This window comes from Cupriavidus numazuensis (assembly GCF_905397435.1).
GTDB classification, from domain to species: domain Bacteria; phylum Pseudomonadota; class Gammaproteobacteria; order Burkholderiales; family Burkholderiaceae; genus Cupriavidus; species Cupriavidus numazuensis.
Map to the genome: position 1 here is coordinate 56,732 of NZ_CAJPVI010000004.1, position 13,821 is coordinate 70,552.

At 66.9% G+C, this 13,821-nt stretch carries 12 protein-coding genes; 4 read left to right on the plus strand and 8 right to left on the minus strand.

From position 1 onward, the window contains the following. Positions 1-37 precede the first annotated feature (37 nt). A complete protein-coding gene (locus KHO41_RS04900; protein WP_211952186.1) occupies positions 38-877 on the minus strand; it encodes an alpha/beta hydrolase in 840 nt (279 codons plus the stop codon). A gap of 189 nt (positions 878-1,066) precedes the next feature. Beyond that, a complete protein-coding gene (gene pobA, locus KHO41_RS04905) occupies positions 1,067-2,236 on the minus strand; it encodes a 4-hydroxybenzoate 3-monooxygenase (protein ID WP_211952187.1) in 1,170 nt (389 codons plus the stop codon). Between the two features lie 125 nt (positions 2,237-2,361). Here pobA and KHO41_RS04910 point away from each other — a divergent pair, with 125 nt between their 5' ends. After that, entirely contained in the window at positions 2,362-3,249 is an 888-nt protein-coding gene (locus tag KHO41_RS04910; RefSeq protein WP_211952188.1) for a helix-turn-helix domain-containing protein, read from the plus strand. Positions 3,250-3,255: 6 nt separating this feature from the next. Here the strand turns inward: KHO41_RS04910 and pcaDC are convergent, their stop codons facing one another. From pcaDC to pcaH, 4 genes are read right to left on the minus strand one after another with little or no spacing between them, the layout of a single operon-like run. Beyond that, on the minus strand, positions 3,256-4,446 hold the full coding sequence (gene pcaDC, locus KHO41_RS04915) for a bifunctional 3-oxoadipate enol-lactonase/4-carboxymuconolactone decarboxylase PcaDC (RefSeq protein WP_211952189.1): 1,191 nt from the start codon (positions 4,444-4,446) through the stop codon (positions 3,256-3,258). Between the two features lie 38 nt (positions 4,447-4,484). Next, positions 4,485-5,873, minus strand: coding sequence for a 3-carboxy-cis,cis-muconate cycloisomerase (locus KHO41_RS04920; protein ID WP_211952190.1), 1,389 nt, complete (start codon positions 5,871-5,873; stop codon positions 4,485-4,487). 60 nt (positions 5,874-5,933) lie between these two features. Beyond that, positions 5,934-6,503 (minus strand): protocatechuate 3,4-dioxygenase subunit alpha, encoded by a 570-nt coding sequence (gene pcaG / locus KHO41_RS04925; RefSeq protein WP_211952191.1) that lies wholly within the window; start codon positions 6,501-6,503, stop codon positions 5,934-5,936. 4 nt (positions 6,504-6,507) lie between these two features. Continuing rightward, positions 6,508-7,209 carry a protocatechuate 3,4-dioxygenase subunit beta gene (gene pcaH / locus KHO41_RS04930; protein ID WP_211952192.1) on the minus strand — a complete coding sequence of 234 codons (702 nt, stop codon included), beginning with the start codon at positions 7,207-7,209 and terminating at the stop codon, positions 6,508-6,510. A 95-nt stretch (positions 7,210-7,304) separates the two neighbouring features. Between pcaH and KHO41_RS04935 the strand changes: the two genes are divergently transcribed. Beyond that, positions 7,305-8,282, plus strand: coding sequence for a LysR substrate-binding domain-containing protein (locus tag KHO41_RS04935; protein WP_211952193.1), 978 nt, complete (start codon positions 7,305-7,307; stop codon positions 8,280-8,282). Here KHO41_RS04935 and KHO41_RS04940 read toward each other — a convergent pair. Further along, positions 8,276-9,649 carry an MFS transporter gene (locus KHO41_RS04940; RefSeq protein ID WP_211952194.1) on the minus strand — a complete coding sequence of 458 codons (1,374 nt, stop codon included), beginning with the start codon at positions 9,647-9,649 and terminating at the stop codon, positions 8,276-8,278. The genes KHO41_RS04935 and KHO41_RS04940 overlap by 7 nt on opposite strands. A 459-nt stretch (positions 9,650-10,108) precedes the next feature. Then, positions 10,109-11,182 (minus strand): 4-hydroxyphenylpyruvate dioxygenase family protein, encoded by a 1,074-nt coding sequence (locus KHO41_RS04945; RefSeq protein ID WP_211952195.1) that lies wholly within the window; start codon positions 11,180-11,182, stop codon positions 10,109-10,111. A gap of 315 nt (positions 11,183-11,497) precedes the next feature. On the opposite strand from KHO41_RS04945, the gene KHO41_RS04950 reads away from it, so the two are divergent. Beyond that, the gene (locus KHO41_RS04950; RefSeq protein WP_211952196.1) at positions 11,498-12,331 is read left to right on the plus strand and encodes a shikimate dehydrogenase family protein; all 834 of its coding nucleotides are present in this window, start codon (positions 11,498-11,500) and stop codon (positions 12,329-12,331) included. Between the two features lie 131 nt (positions 12,332-12,462). Further along, complete coding sequence (locus KHO41_RS04955; protein ID WP_211952197.1) at positions 12,463-13,788, plus strand: MFS transporter; 1,326 nt, start codon at positions 12,463-12,465, stop codon at positions 13,786-13,788. Positions 13,789-13,821: the final 33 nt, after the last annotated feature.

The window sequence follows — 13,821 nt, forward strand, 5'->3', positions numbered from 1 at the left end:
ACGCGGACCGGGAGCCCGCACAGACCGCAGTGGACGATCAGGCCACCGCGTCAGGCACAAAGCCGCGCAGTGCACGAAGCAGCGGGCCATCGACTGCTTGCAAGGCCTGCAGCACGCTGAAGTGATCGCACCCCGCCACCGGCAGATAGCGGCCGTCGTTGCCGGCGGTGGACCAGGCCTGCGCCATCTGCTGGCTCTGCCAAAGGAAATCCCCGGTTTCTTCGCCGCCGACCATGAATACGGCGGGTGGCAAGCCGGCGCGTGCGCGATACAGCGGGGAACAGGCGCGCGCCTGCGTCAGGTCGAGCCGGAGCCGCTCATTGAGCGACGTGTCGACCAGCGGCGCCAGGTCATAGATGCCGCTGATCGGCACGATGCCCCGGATTCGCTCGGCCTTCGGTGTGGCAGCGTCCTGGGCGAGTGCCAGTTCGACGCACAAGTGGGCCCCTGCCGAATGCCCCGCCGCGATGACGGGGAGATCCGGCCCGCGCAACGCCTTCAGCGCCAGCACCGCGGGCAACGCCGCCTGGACCGCCCGCGTCAGTTCTGACAGCGACACATCCGGACACAGCGGATAGTTGATCATCGCGACATGGAAGCTGGCGTCGCTAAGCGCCGGTGCCAGGAAGCGGAACTGGGCCTTGTCGCGCGACTGCCAATACCCGGCATGGAGATACAGCACGACCGCCCTGGCCGGCCCGCTGGCCGCGCAAAAATCGAAAGTCTGGCGCGCGTGCGGGCCATATGGCAGATCCAGCTGCCAGGGGTGTGAATCCAGCGCCTGCGCAGCTTGCACCTCGAATGCGCTCAGCAGCGCCGGAAAGGTCGGACGCGCCTGACCGCCGATATAGTGGAATTCGGCGTTCTGAACTTGCATGGACGGCTCCCGTTAAACGCTGTCGACGTTGGAAAGCGGGCACGCATACCGTCCCCGCCCCGCTCGCCCTCACCACTGTGGGCGAGCGGAAAGACAGTGTAAGAACGGAGCAGGCTCCTGGCTATCCGGATCCGGCATCCTCGCCGCAAGTTTCGATCCACATCTTGCCGATCATGATGATGTGGGATCTCAGTAAGGCAGCCCCACATAGTTTTCCGCCAGCGCCTTGCAGGCAGCCTCCGAGCCGACCAGGAAATCGAGCTCGGCCTGCTGGATGCGCGACGAAAACGCGTCGGCATCCGGGAAGCGGTGCAGCAGCGACGTCATCCACCATGAAAAGCGCTCGGCCTTCCAGATCCGGCGCAGGCACTTCTCCGAATAGCTGTCGAGTTCGCGCACGTCGTCCTGCTGATAGCGCGCCGTGAGCGCATCGGCCAGGTACAGCACGTCGCTGGCGGCGAGGTTCAGCCCCTTGGCGCCGGTGGGCGGCACGATATGCGCGGCATCGCCGGCCAGGAACAGGCGGCCGAAACGCATCGGCTCGCATACGAAGCTGCGCAGCGGCGCGATGCTCTTTTCGATCGACGGCCCGCTTACGAGCGACTCGGCGGCGTGAGGGTCGAGCCGGCTACGCAGTTCATCCCAGAAACGTTCATCCGACCAGTCTTCGACGCGCTCGGTCGACGGCACCTGCACGTAGTAGCGGCTGCGTGCCTTGGACCGCATGCTGCACAGCGCGAAGCCGCGTTCGTGGCTGGCGTAGATCAGCTCGTCGGCGACAGGCGGTGTGTCCGACAGGATGCCCAGCCAGCCGAACGGATAGACGCGTTCGAACAGTTGCGTCGACGTTGCCGGCACGCTCTGGCGGCTGACGCCGTGAAAGCCGTCGCAGCCGGCGATGTAGTCGCATTCGATTTCATGCGTGGCGCCGTCCTTGCGATAGCGCACGACCGGGCGCGTGCCGTCGAAGCCGTGCAGGCTCACGTCGGCGGCCTCGTAGATGGTCGTGGTGCCCTCGGCCTGGCGCGCGGCCATCAGGTCGCGCGTGACTTCGGTCTGGCCGTACACCGTCACCGTGCGCCCGGTCAGCGCTTGCAGGTCGATCCGATGGCGCTGGCCGTTGAACGACAGTTCGATGCCCGCATGCGGCAGGCCTTCGTCATGCAGCCGTGCGGCGACGCCCGCGCGTTCCAGCGCGTCGACAGTCACGCTTTCCAGGATGCCGGCGCGGATGCGGCCCAGCACGTATTCCGGACTGCGCTGCTCCACGATGATGTTGTCGATACCCGCGCGGGTGAGCAGTTGTCCGAGCAGAATACCGGCGGGGCCGGCGCCGATGATGGCTACCTGGGTGCGCATGGGGCTTGTCTCCGTATGCGTTGTTCTGATGGGAGAAAAGATAGCGGCCGGGCTGGTTTTCCGGAATGGACAGACCGAACCAAGAACAGGACAATCCGAACATTGCTGGTAAACACTGACCCGCCGTGAAATCCGTCCCGACCTACTCGCTGTACGGCACCAGTTCTTCAGAGCCGCTGCTGGATCAGCTGCATTTCGAATCGATTGCGCAGCGCAGCAAGCTGCACGGCTGGGAGATTCAGCCGCACCGGCATGAACGCTTCCTGCAAATTCTGCACATCCATGCCGGCGGCGGGGAAGCGTTGCTGGAAGGCGGTCGCGAAGCATTGCGCGGCGGCTCGCTGGTCGTTGTGCCGCCGCAGCATATTCATGGCTTCCTGTTCCGGCCCGATACCGATGGCATCGTCGTGACCATGACGGACAGCCACCTGCGCACGCTGCTGGCCGGTGTGCCGGATACGCTGCCGCTGTTCGAGCGCCCGCGCCACGACCGCGTGCGGCGCGACGACCCGCTGGCCGATGCGCTGTCGCTGTTCAGAGGAGAGATGGAAAGCGTGTCCGCGTGGCGCGGCGCCGCGCTGTCAGCGCTGCTGACCGTGGTGCTGATCGGCATTGCTCGTCTGGCGGACGCGTCGGAGCCGGCCGCGGTGCGCAGCAACAGCCGGCCTGCGCGGCACTTCCAGCAGTTCCAGCAACTGCTGGAGTCGGGCTATCGCGAGCAAAGGGAGATTGGCGACTACGCCAGCGACATCGGCATCACGGGCACGCAGCTCAACCGTATCTGCAGGCAGATGGCCGGGCAGTCCGCGCTGCAGATGATCCACGCCAGGGTGCTCGCGCAGGCGCAGCGCGACCTGCTGTTCAGCGACCTCGAGGTCAAGCACATCGCGCTGTCGCTGGGCTTTGCCGATGCGGCGTATTTCTCGCGCTTCTTCGCAAAGCAGGTCGGGCAGACGCCAACCGAGTTCCGGCAGTCGGGGCGCGCCCGGCTGCCGGCATTTGCAACGCGATAGGACGGATCAGGCCTGCGGCCGGCGGTTGGCCTCGTCGATGGCGGCGAACACTTCCTCGGCCATATGGAAGGCCGAGTTCGCAGCGGGCACGCCGCAGTAGATGGCGGTCTGCAGCAGCACTTCCTTGATCTCGTCGCGCGTCACGCCGTTGTTGGCGGCGGCGCGCAAGTGCAGCTTCAGCTCTTCGGCGCGGTTCAGCGCCACCATCATCGCGATGGTCAGCAAGCTGCGCGTGTGCCGCGGCAGCCCTTCGCGCGTCCAGATCTCGCCCCACGCATAGCGGGTGATCAGGTTCTGGAACTCCTCGTTGAGCGGTGTCAGGTGCGCGATCGAGCGATCGACGTGCGCGCTGCCGAGCACCTCGCGGCGCACCGACAGGCCCGCGTCGTAGCGGGCGTGATCATCCGTGACCGGCAGGCGGCCGACGATGAAATCGAGCAGCGCGGCGGTAAAGCGGCCCGGTTGCTCGAAGTTGGAGATATGCGCGGCGGGCAGTTCGACGAAGCGCGCACCGGGAATCGCGGCTGCCATGTCGCGGCCTTCCTGCGCTGTAGTGGACGGGTCGCCGCTGCCGGCGATCACGAGCACGGGCACGCGGATGGTCCGTACCGCTTCGCGGAAATCCGCTTCGCGCACCGCGGCGCAGTTCGCGGCATAGCCGCGCGGATCGAGCGCGGCCAGCACTGCGCGCAGCGGATCGATGGTGCGGCTTGCCGTGGCGACAAACCCCGGCGTGAACCAGCGCTCGATGGACGGCTCCACCATGATGCCCATGCCGTCGCGCAGCACGCTGTCGATGCGCGTGTTCCAGCCCTCGGCATTGCCGATCTTCGCGGCGGTGTTGGCGAGCACGATCTTCGGGAAGCGCTCGGGCGCATGCACGCCCAGCCACATGCCGGTCAGGCCGCCCATCGACACGCCGCAGAACGCCGCCTGGGCGATGCCGAGCGCATCCAGGATGGCGACGGCATCGCCGCCCAGCTGATCCATGGTGAAGGCATCGCCCGGCGCCGTGGAACGGCCATGGCCGCGCGTGTCGTAGCGCACCACGCGGAAGCGTCCGGCCAGTGCGTCGGCCTGCGGCTGCCACATGGTGTGGTCGGTGCCAAGCGAGTTGGAGAAGAGGATGGCCGGCGCGTTATCGGGGCCGTCCACGGTGTAGTAGAGCCGGGCGCCGGCATGGTCGAGATAAGGCAATGCAGTCTCCTGGGAACCTTGTGTGGGGCGTGTCGTGTTCAGCCGTGCTGCCGCTGCGCGAGCGCGGCATGCCAGGCCTGCACGGCGGCATCGGCGAACGTGGCGGACTGGCCGGCGTAGTTGGCCGGATCAGCCAGGCGGTCGAGCGCGGCATCGTCGAGCAGGCTGGCGTGCGCCGGATTCTCGGCAAGCGTCTGTGCCAGCGCTTCACGCAACGTAGTGCCTTGCGCCACCGCGCGGCGCGAAGCGTGCTCGACCACATGGTGCGCTTCGAGCCGGCCGATGCGGCCGCCGAGTTCCAGCATGGCCGCCTCGCCGAGGATCAGGCCATGCGTCATGTCGAGATTGGCGCGCATGCGCGCGGCGTCGACCTGCAGGCCCGAGACCACCTCGCCCATCTGGCGCAAGGCGCCGGCGGCAAGCGCGACGATCTGCGGCAGCGTGTCCCACTCCGCCTGCCAGCCGCCAAGCGCGCGCTCGTGTTCCTGCACCATGCCCGACAGCATCGTCGCGACCAGCGGCGGCACGCGCACCGCTGCGGTCAGCACGGCGGCGCATCCAACCGGGTTGCGCTTGTGGGGCATGGTGCTTGAGCCACCGCGGCCGGGGCCGGATGGCTCGGCCACTTCCGCGACCTCGGTCTGCATCATCAGCGAAATATCGCGCGCCATCTTGCCGAGCGTGCCAGTGAGCATGCCCAGCGCTGCCGCGACTTCAACAAGCCGGTCGCGATGCGCATGCCAGGGCAGTGCGGGCATCTCCAGCTTCAGTTCACTGGCCAGCGCACGCGCCACCGCCGGCGCGGACGAGCCGAGGCTCGCGAGCGTGCCGGCCGCGCCGCCGAACTGCAGCGCATGGCCATGATCGCGTGCGGCATCGAGACGGCGCAGGTCACGGCGCAGCGCATCGAGCCAGCCCGCGGCTTTCAGGCCAAACGTGGTGGGCAGCGCGTGCTGGAGCCAGGTGCGGCCGACCATCGGCGTGTCGCGATGCGAAGTGGCCAGGCCGGCGCAGGCATTGCCGAGCGCAAGCAGTGCCGCCTGCAACTGCGGCAGGGCCTCGCCAAGCTGCAGCACCAGCGCGGTGTCGATGATGTCCTGGCTGGTGGCGCCCCAGTGCACGAAGCGCGCGGCCTCGGCATCGCGCGCCGCCACGGCGGCGGTGAGTTGCTTCACAAAGGGAATGGCGAGATTGCCTGCCGAGACGGCGGCCTGCGCCAGCGCATCGAGATCGATTGTCGAGACGTCCGAGCAGACCTCGGAGATGACGGTGGCCGCGGCGACGGGAATGACACCGCAGTGCGACTCGGAGCGGGCCAGTGCGGCTTCGACGGCAAGCATGCAGCGCACGGTGCCGGTATCGGAGAAAATCTCCAGCACGGCCGGGCTGCCGAACATGGGATCGGTAAGGCGGGTCGAGCTTGGCATTGGGGGGCGTAGTGGGTGTGCCGTCACGACGTTGGCGACGGCACGATTATGCGTGAAGCGTCAGATGTCGAAGAACACCGTCTCAGCCGGCCCCTGCAGCACCACGTCCCAACGCAGCGTGCCATTGCCTTGCGCGGTAGCGATCAGCGTGCCGCGGCGCTCCGCCGGCACCAGTGCCAGCACGCCGTCGGCGGCATTGGCAGCGGTCTCGTCCGGGAAGTAGACGCGCGTGGCCACGTGCTTGACCAGGCCGCGCATGAACACCGACACCATGATGTGCGGCGCCTGCGGCTTGCCGTCCGCGCCCGGTACCACGCCCGGCTTCACGGTGACGAAGCGGAACGAGCCGTCCTCGGCGGTCGGCACGCGGCCGAAGCCGGTGAAGCCGGCGACCAGCGGCAGTTCGCGCGTGTCTTCGGCATGGCGGTAGCGGCCGGCCGGGTTGGCCTGCCAGATCTCGACCATGCCATCTGGCACGGGCGCGCCGGTGCCGTCGATGACGCGACCTTCGATGACGATGCGCTGGCCGGCCAGTTCCGGTGCGTCAGCGGTGAGGTCGGCGCAGTTCAGGCCGGTCAGGCCGATATGCAGGTAAGGGCCGACAGTTTGCGAGGCGGTGGCGTACAGCATGCTCTTACTCCATCGGCGTGGCATCGCGGCCACGCAGGACGATATCGAAACGGTAACCGAGCGCGTACTCGGGCTGCGTGGTTTCCCAGTCAAAGGTCGAGATCAGCCGGTTGCGGGCTTTCTCGTCGGGCACGCAATTGAAGATCGGGTCGAACGCCAGCAGCGGGTCGCCGGGGAAGTACATCTGCGTGACCAGGCGCGTCGCGTAAGCGTTGCCGAACAGCGAGAAGTGGATATGCTGCGGCCGCCAGGCGTTGTGGTGATTGCGCCAGGGATAGGCACCGGGCTTGATGGTCTTGAACTGGTAGCGGCCGTTGGCATCGGTGACGGTGCGGCCTTCGCCCGAGAAATGCGGGTCGAGCGGCGCGTCATGCTGGTCGCGCTTGTGCGTGTAGCGGCCCGATGCGTTGGCCTGCCAGACCTCGATCAGTGCGTTCGGCACCGGGCGGCCATTCTCGTCCAGCACGCGGCCCGTGACCAGGATGCGCTCGCCGAGCGGTTCGCCGCCATTGCCAATGGTCAGGTCGTTGTCGCCGGCGCGCACGAACTCGGCGCCAAACGTGGGGCCGGTCACTTCGGACAGCGACTGCGGAATCTGCACCAGCGGCTGCGCGGGCGAGCGCAGCACCGTGGAACCATAAGGGTCGAAACGGTACTCGGGTTGGGTGTCCCAATAGGGGCGACGGTACTGGGCGAGGCGCTGCATGCTTCGTCTCCGTGTTGTAAGGGGGTGGAATGACTTTAAGACACACCCAAAGTCATGTAAATTGAGTTATTGACCGATTACGATGAATTTTCGATATGGAACGGCAAGAGCAGGCCGCGCAGGACATCTTCCGTAACCGGGTGCGACTGCGACATCTCTATTGCTTCGTCGCGGTGTCGCAAACCCAGCACCTGGGGCGCGCCGCGGATCGCCTCGGGCTGACCCAGCCGGCAGTTTCCAAGACCCTGAGCGAACTCGAAGAACTCGCCGGCACGCGGCTGCTGGTGCGGCAACGCGCTGGCACCGAGCTGACCACTGCGGGCACGCGTTTCCTGCAGCACGCGCTGCGCATCCTGGCTGATATCGACGCCGCCGCCGGCAGCGTCACGGGCGAAGCCGCGCAGACGCATGAACGTATCCGCCTCGGCGCGTTGCCGAGCGTGGTGCCGGCCGTGCTGACCGATGCCGTGCTGCGCTTTCGCGCCACGTATCCGGAGGTCGGCCTGGATGTGCGCACCGGCATGAACCGCAACCTGATCGACCAGCTCAAGGCCGACGTGCTCGACCTCGTGATCGGCCGCATGGACGACCCCGTCGCAATGGAAAGCCTGTGGTTCGAGTCGCTGGGGCCCGATTCGCTGGTGCTGGCGGTGCGGCCCGGGCATGCGCTGACGAAGGACTCGCGCCCGACGCTGATCGATTGCCTCGCATGGCCGCTGGTCATTGCCGCCGCGGGGTCGATTCCGCGGCACAACACCGAAAGCCTGCTGGCCCGCCACGGCCTGCGCCTGCCGGATGGCTGCGTGGAGACTTCCGATGCGTATCTGGGGCGCCTGCTGGCGGAACAGAGCGACTGCGTCTGGGCCGCGCCGATGTCGGCCACGCGCCGCGCGATGGATGAAGGCGGGCTGGTGGCGCTGCCCATCGACACGCTCGGCACCGAGGAGCCGGTCGGCCTGCTGCGGCACAAGGACCGCACCCTGACGCCGATGGCCGAGGCGCTGGCCGACTGCATCCGGGCGGCGGCGCATCCCGATGCTCCGCGGCGCGGACAGTCGCTCCCGTCTCAGTGAGTGGCCACGGGCCGGCCGCCCGCCTCGGTGGCCTGTGCCGGACGGCCGCCGAAGTGCTTCACCATCACCGCAATGGCGGCCAGGAACGCCGGCACCGCGAGCAGCGTGAAGATCATGTCGAAGCCGAGCTGCAGGCGCAGCAATTCCGCACCGAGCAGCGCGCCGGTGATCCCGCCGAAGCGGCCGATACCAAGCATCCACGCCACGCCGGTGGCACGGCCCTGCGTCGGGTAGAAGGCCGCGGCGAGCGACGGCATCGATGACTGGGCACCATTCATTGCGGTGCCGGCCAGGAAGATCAGTACGCCGAGCAGCACCTGGCTGCCGGTGCCCTGGCCGACCGCGTAGATCAGCACGCCGGTCGCGGCGTAGGTCAGCGCGATGACCTTGTTCGGATTGAAGCGGTCCATGAACCAGCCCGCGGCGATGGTGCCGATGCCGCCGCCGAGCGGGAACAGCGCGGTCAGGAACGAGGCACGCTCGATCGTGAAGCCCGCGTCCTTCATCAGCGTGGGCATCCAGCTCGTCAGCAGGTAGAAGATGACGAGACCCATGAAGTAAGTGCTCCACAGCATCGCCGAGCCCAGGCGATAGCCCGGCGACAGCACCGTGCCGATGGGCGAGCGCGTGGCCGGGGCCTGCTCGCCAATGACATACCCGCTTGCCGTGGCGCTCGCGCCCGTGACCCGCTGCAGCACCTTGCCGATCTGTTCGACGGGGTAGCTGCGCAGCACCATGTAGCGCACCGATTCCGGCAGCAGGAACACCAGCAGCACGGCCAGCACGACCGGCAGCACGCCGCCCAGCAGCAGCACGCTGTGCCAGCCGTAGTGCGGGATCATGGCCGCCGCGACGAACCCGCCCACCGCGGAGCCGAGCGGAAAGCCGCAGAACATGGTGTTGACCAGCACCGCGCGGCGGCGCTGTGGCGCGAATTCGGAAGTCAGCGTGACGGCGTTCGGCATGGCGGCGCCGAGCCCGAGACCGGTCAGGAAACGCAGCGCCGTCAGCCAGCCGAGGGTCGGCGCAAACGCCGTGGCCACGCTGCACAGGCCAAAGAAGAAGACGGAAAACACAAGCACGCGCTTGCGGCCCACGCGGTCAGCCATCGGGCCGGCGAAGATGGCCCCGAAGGCCAGGCCGAACAGCGCGGCGCTCATCACGGGGCCGAGTTCGGACTTCTGGATCCCCCAGTCCTGCACGAGCGCCGGCGCGATATAGCCAATGGCTGCGGTATCAAAGCCATCGACCGCGACGATCAGAAAGCACAGGATCAGGATCAGCCACTGGTAGCCGGTGAACGGCCGTTCGTCGATCAGGGTCTGGACGTCGATGACGCCGCCCTTGGCGGGTTGGGACTGGGGCACGGTTGTCTCCGTTTGATTCAGGAAATCGGCTCGGCTGCTGTCTCGGCAGGTCGCCATTTGTTCTTATAGCGAACCGAGGTTCTCTAATGGAACCGATCTTAGGTGTGGGGGCTAGAGAGCAAGAATCCGGGTTAACCCCTCGCGCAGACGTGCCGCGAGTGACGCTGGAGGGAGTGGATTACGCTGACGTGGAGGTAGATTGCGAGGAAAACTTGCGCGCACTGAGCGCGGCCCCTCAGAAGCGCGGCAGAAATACCGGACACGCGCAATTTCTCACCATCGCGCGTTCACCACATACCCCATACATGCGAAAATTTCATGGAAATAACGTCAGATGTTATTTTCCATGCCCTGACGTATTGCTTAGGATGAGCTAGGCAAGGGTTCATGCGACCGCAGCCCGCCAAGGGCAGCATCAGGCTCGGCCGGCCCGGGAACGGCCTCCGCAGCCGGACCGTCTCACTCCCCCTCCAACGATTCCAGCACTGCCAGGTTGCCCTCGCCGAAACCATGGTGCCCGTCGCGCTGGACGATCTCGAAGAAGAACTCGCCCGCCTCGCGCTTCGCGAACGCCTGGAGAAAGCGATCCTGCCTGCCGTCCGCGCGCACGGTGCCGTCCACGAGGATGCCGTAGCGCTGCAGTGTGGCAGCGTCCAGTCCATGGCCCGGCAGGCGCGCATCGAGCGTGCCGTAGTAGGCGGCCGGCGGCTGCACGAACTGCACGCCATTGGCGGCCAGGGCCGCGGCGCTAGTGGCCAGGTCGTCGGTGGCCAGCGCAATATGCTGGATGCCCTCGCCATGCGGGTCGGACAGGTATTGGCGCATGCGGTCGTGGCGCGGCGTCCCTTTCTCGTACAGCGGAATGCGGATCTGCCCGCACGGCGACAGCAGCACGCAGGCGTCGCTGGCCACCTGCCAGTCGGGATGGACTTCGTGGATTTCCCGAAAGCCAAGCACCTTGCGATAGAAGTCGCTCCATTCCTCAAGATGGCTGGGCTCGACCGCCTGCGTCAGGTGATCGACACGGACGAGGCCCGCATCGGGCGGGCGATTGCCCTGCGGCAAGGGGCGGAAATCCACGTCGTAGATCGAGATATCCCCGACGTCGCCGGGCCGTCCTTCCTTGCCGCGCCAGCGGTCGATGAAATAGATGACCGACTGGCCGATGCCCTGGATGGCCGGGATGTTCAGTTCCATCGGCCCCACCGTGCCGCCTTCGAACGGCCAAGCGCCGGCGTCGAGCGCGCGCGCGTAGGCTGCGGCGGCGTCGTTCACGCGAATGCCGACGGCGCAGATCGACAAGCCGTACTCGGCCGCGTAGCGCGTCGCGAAGGAATCGGGCTCCGCGTCCACGATGAAATTCATCTCGCCCTGGCGGTAGAGCCTGACCGCCTTGTGGCGGTGCTCGGCAATGGCCGCAAAGCCAAAACGCTCGAAGGTGCGGCCGAGCGCGGCGGGATCCGGCGAGGCGAATTCGATGAACTCGTAACCCTGGATGCCCAGCGGGTTGTCCCAGGCTTCAGCGGCGCTCATGTCGGGGCTCCTGTGATGGTGGGGCTGTGTGGCAGGCCGCCCGGACAATCAATGCGACAGGGCCGGCGGCAAGGTCGTCCGATCATAGCAATGTGCCTGCCGCCTGCTGCATCGCGCATGGCAACCACCGCCCTCCGTAGAAACCCGCACTGCGTTTCCTGATCGCCCACATGCGTTCGCTAATCGCGCCTTATGCGGACTACGTCGCTTGGTTCCCGGCTCACGGGCCACTAATCTCCGGTCATCGAGACATTCCCCGCCAAGCGCGGACCACGCATCCACGCCGACCCGGATTCCTCCGCCCCCAGGAACATCATGATCAACGGCAAGACCACCCTCATTGCGCACCTTGGCTTCCCCACGGAGTCATTCAAGGCGCCCATGATCTACAACCCCTGGTTCGAACAGCAGGACATCGACGCCGTCGTGGTGCCGATGGGCGTGAAGCCCGACGACTACCCCGTGTTCTTCCGCTCGCTGTTCCGCCTGAGCAATATCCGCGGTGCGCTGGTCACCATGCCGCACAAGGTCACCACCATCGAACTGGTCGACGAACTCACGCCGACCGCGCGCATCGCCGGTGCCTGCAACGCCGTGCTGCTGCGCGATGACGGAAAGCTGGTCGGCGACCAGTTCGACGGCGCGGGCTTTGTGCGCGGCATCCAGCGCAAGGGCTGCCGGCTCGAAGGCGCGCGCGCCATGGTGTCGGGCAGCGGCGGCGTAGGCAGCGCGATCGCTGCTTCGCTGGCCGCGGCGGGCGTGGCCGAACTGGCACTGTTCGATACACGCGAGGCTTCCTCGCTCGCACTGCGTGACCGCCTGCTCGCGCACTACCCGGCGCTGCGCGTCACCACCGGTTCGGCCGACCCGGCCGGCTACGACGTAGTGGTCAACGCCACCCCGCTCGGCATGAACCCCGGCGATGCGCTGCCGTTCGACGTGACCCGCATCGATGCGGGCGCGATGGTCGGCGAAGTGGTGATGAAGTCCGAATACACGCCGTTCCTGGAAGCCGCCATCGCGCGCGGCTGCAAGGTCCAAGTCGGCACAGACATGCTGTTCGAGATGATTCCCGCCTACCTGGAGTTTTTCGGCTTCGGCACCGCCACGCCGGAAGCGCTGCGCGCCGTGGCTCGCCTTAAATACTGATAGACAGCGCGGGAAGACGCGACGGCCCCGCGCCTGCGCACTCCCGCCACGAACAAGACCGGTTGCCAGCCTGTCCAGGCGCTACAGGGCATACTGGAAAGCACATTGCATCCAATGGTGGAGACAAACAAATGACCACGATTCACAAGGAGATCCCGGCCACCGCCGTGCCCGGCCACTCCCTGGCTGACAAGATCCGCGCCGGGTTCGCGCTCGGCAAGGTGCGCTGGGGCATGCTCGCGCTGGTGTTCTTCGCGACCACGCTCAACTACGTCGACCGCGCCGCGCTGGGCGTGCTGCAGCCGGTGCTGGCCAAGGCCATGGCCTGGACCGCCCAGGACTACGCCAACATCAACTTCTGGTTCCAGGTCGGCTACGCCATCGGCTTTGCGCTGCAGGGCCGCTTCATCGACATGGTCGGCGTCAAGCGCGCCTTCGCGCTGGCCGTGCTGCTGTGGAGCATCGCCTGCGGTGCGCACGCCTTCGCGGCCTCGGCGGTCGGCTTCATGATCTGCCGCTTCTTCCTCGGCCTGACCGAAGCCGCCAACTACCCCGCCTGCGTCAAGACCACGCGCACGTGGTTCCCGGCCAGCGAACGTGCCGTGGCGACTGGCATCTTCAATGCCGGCACCAATGTCGGCGCCATGCTCACGCCGATCATGTTGCCGCTGATCCTGCAGGTCTGGGGCTGGCAGGCCGCGTTCCTGATCGTCGGTGCGATGGGCGCGCTCTGGCTCGTGTTCTGGCTCATCAAGTACTACAACCCCGACGAGCATCCCACGGTCACGCAAGCGGAACTCGCACACGTCAGCCGCGATGTCGAGCCGGCGCCGCAACGCATCCCGTACTCGAAGATCCTGCGCATGCGCGGCACCTGGGCCTTCGCCTTCGCCTATGCCATCACCGCCCCGGTGTTCTGGTTCTACCTGTACTGGCTGCCGCCGTTCCTGAACCAGCAGTACCAGCTTGGTATCAGCGTCACGCAGATGGGTATCCCGCTGATCGTCATCTACCTGTGCGCCGACATCGGCAGCGTGGGCGGCGGCGCGCTGTCGTCCTGGCTCATCAGCCACGGCATGCCGGCGGTCCGTGCACGGCTGCTGTCGATGCTGATCTTCGCGGTCTGCATCACTTCGATCGTATTCGCCGCCGGCGCCAGCAGCCTGTGGACGGCCGTCGCCGCGATCTCGGTCGCCATCGGCGCGCACCAGGCCTGGACCGCCAATATCTGGAGCATGGTGATGGACTACACGCCCAAGCACGTGGTCAGTTCGGTGTTCGGCTTCGGCGGCATGATCGGCGCGGTCGGCGGCATGTTCATGACCCAGCTCGTGGGCTATGTCCTGACGGCCACGCACAACAACTACGCCGTGCTCTTCACGATGATCCCCTGCGCGTACTTCATCGCGCTGACCTGGATGTTCCTGACTGCGCCGCGCAAGGTGCCCGAGCACTGAGCCACACGCCAGCCTCCGACAACTCGCAACACG

Coding starts and splice junctions, on each gene's coding strand:
- KHO41_RS04900 (WP_211952186.1), bottom strand. CDS start 877: ATGCAAGTTCAGAACGCCGAATTCCACTATATCGGCGGTCAGGCGCGT.
- pobA (WP_211952187.1), bottom strand. CDS start 2,236: ATGCGCACCCAGGTAGCCATCATCGGCGCCGGCCCCGCCGGTATTCTG.
- KHO41_RS04920 (WP_211952190.1), bottom strand. CDS start 5,873: ATGCCAAGCTCGACCCGCCTTACCGATCCCATGTTCGGCAGCCCGGCC.
- pcaG (WP_211952191.1), bottom strand. CDS start 6,503: ATGCTGTACGCCACCGCCTCGCAAACTGTCGGCCCTTACCTGCATATC.
- pcaH (WP_211952192.1), bottom strand. CDS start 7,209: ATGCAGCGCCTCGCCCAGTACCGTCGCCCCTATTGGGACACCCAACCC.
- KHO41_RS04935 (WP_211952193.1), top strand. CDS start 7,305: ATGGAACGGCAAGAGCAGGCCGCGCAGGACATCTTCCGTAACCGGGTG.
- KHO41_RS04945 (WP_211952195.1), bottom strand. CDS start 11,182: ATGAGCGCCGCTGAAGCCTGGGACAACCCGCTGGGCATCCAGGGTTAC.
- KHO41_RS04950 (WP_211952196.1), top strand. CDS start 11,498: ATGATCAACGGCAAGACCACCCTCATTGCGCACCTTGGCTTCCCCACG.
- KHO41_RS04955 (WP_211952197.1), top strand. CDS start 12,463: ATGACCACGATTCACAAGGAGATCCCGGCCACCGCCGTGCCCGGCCAC.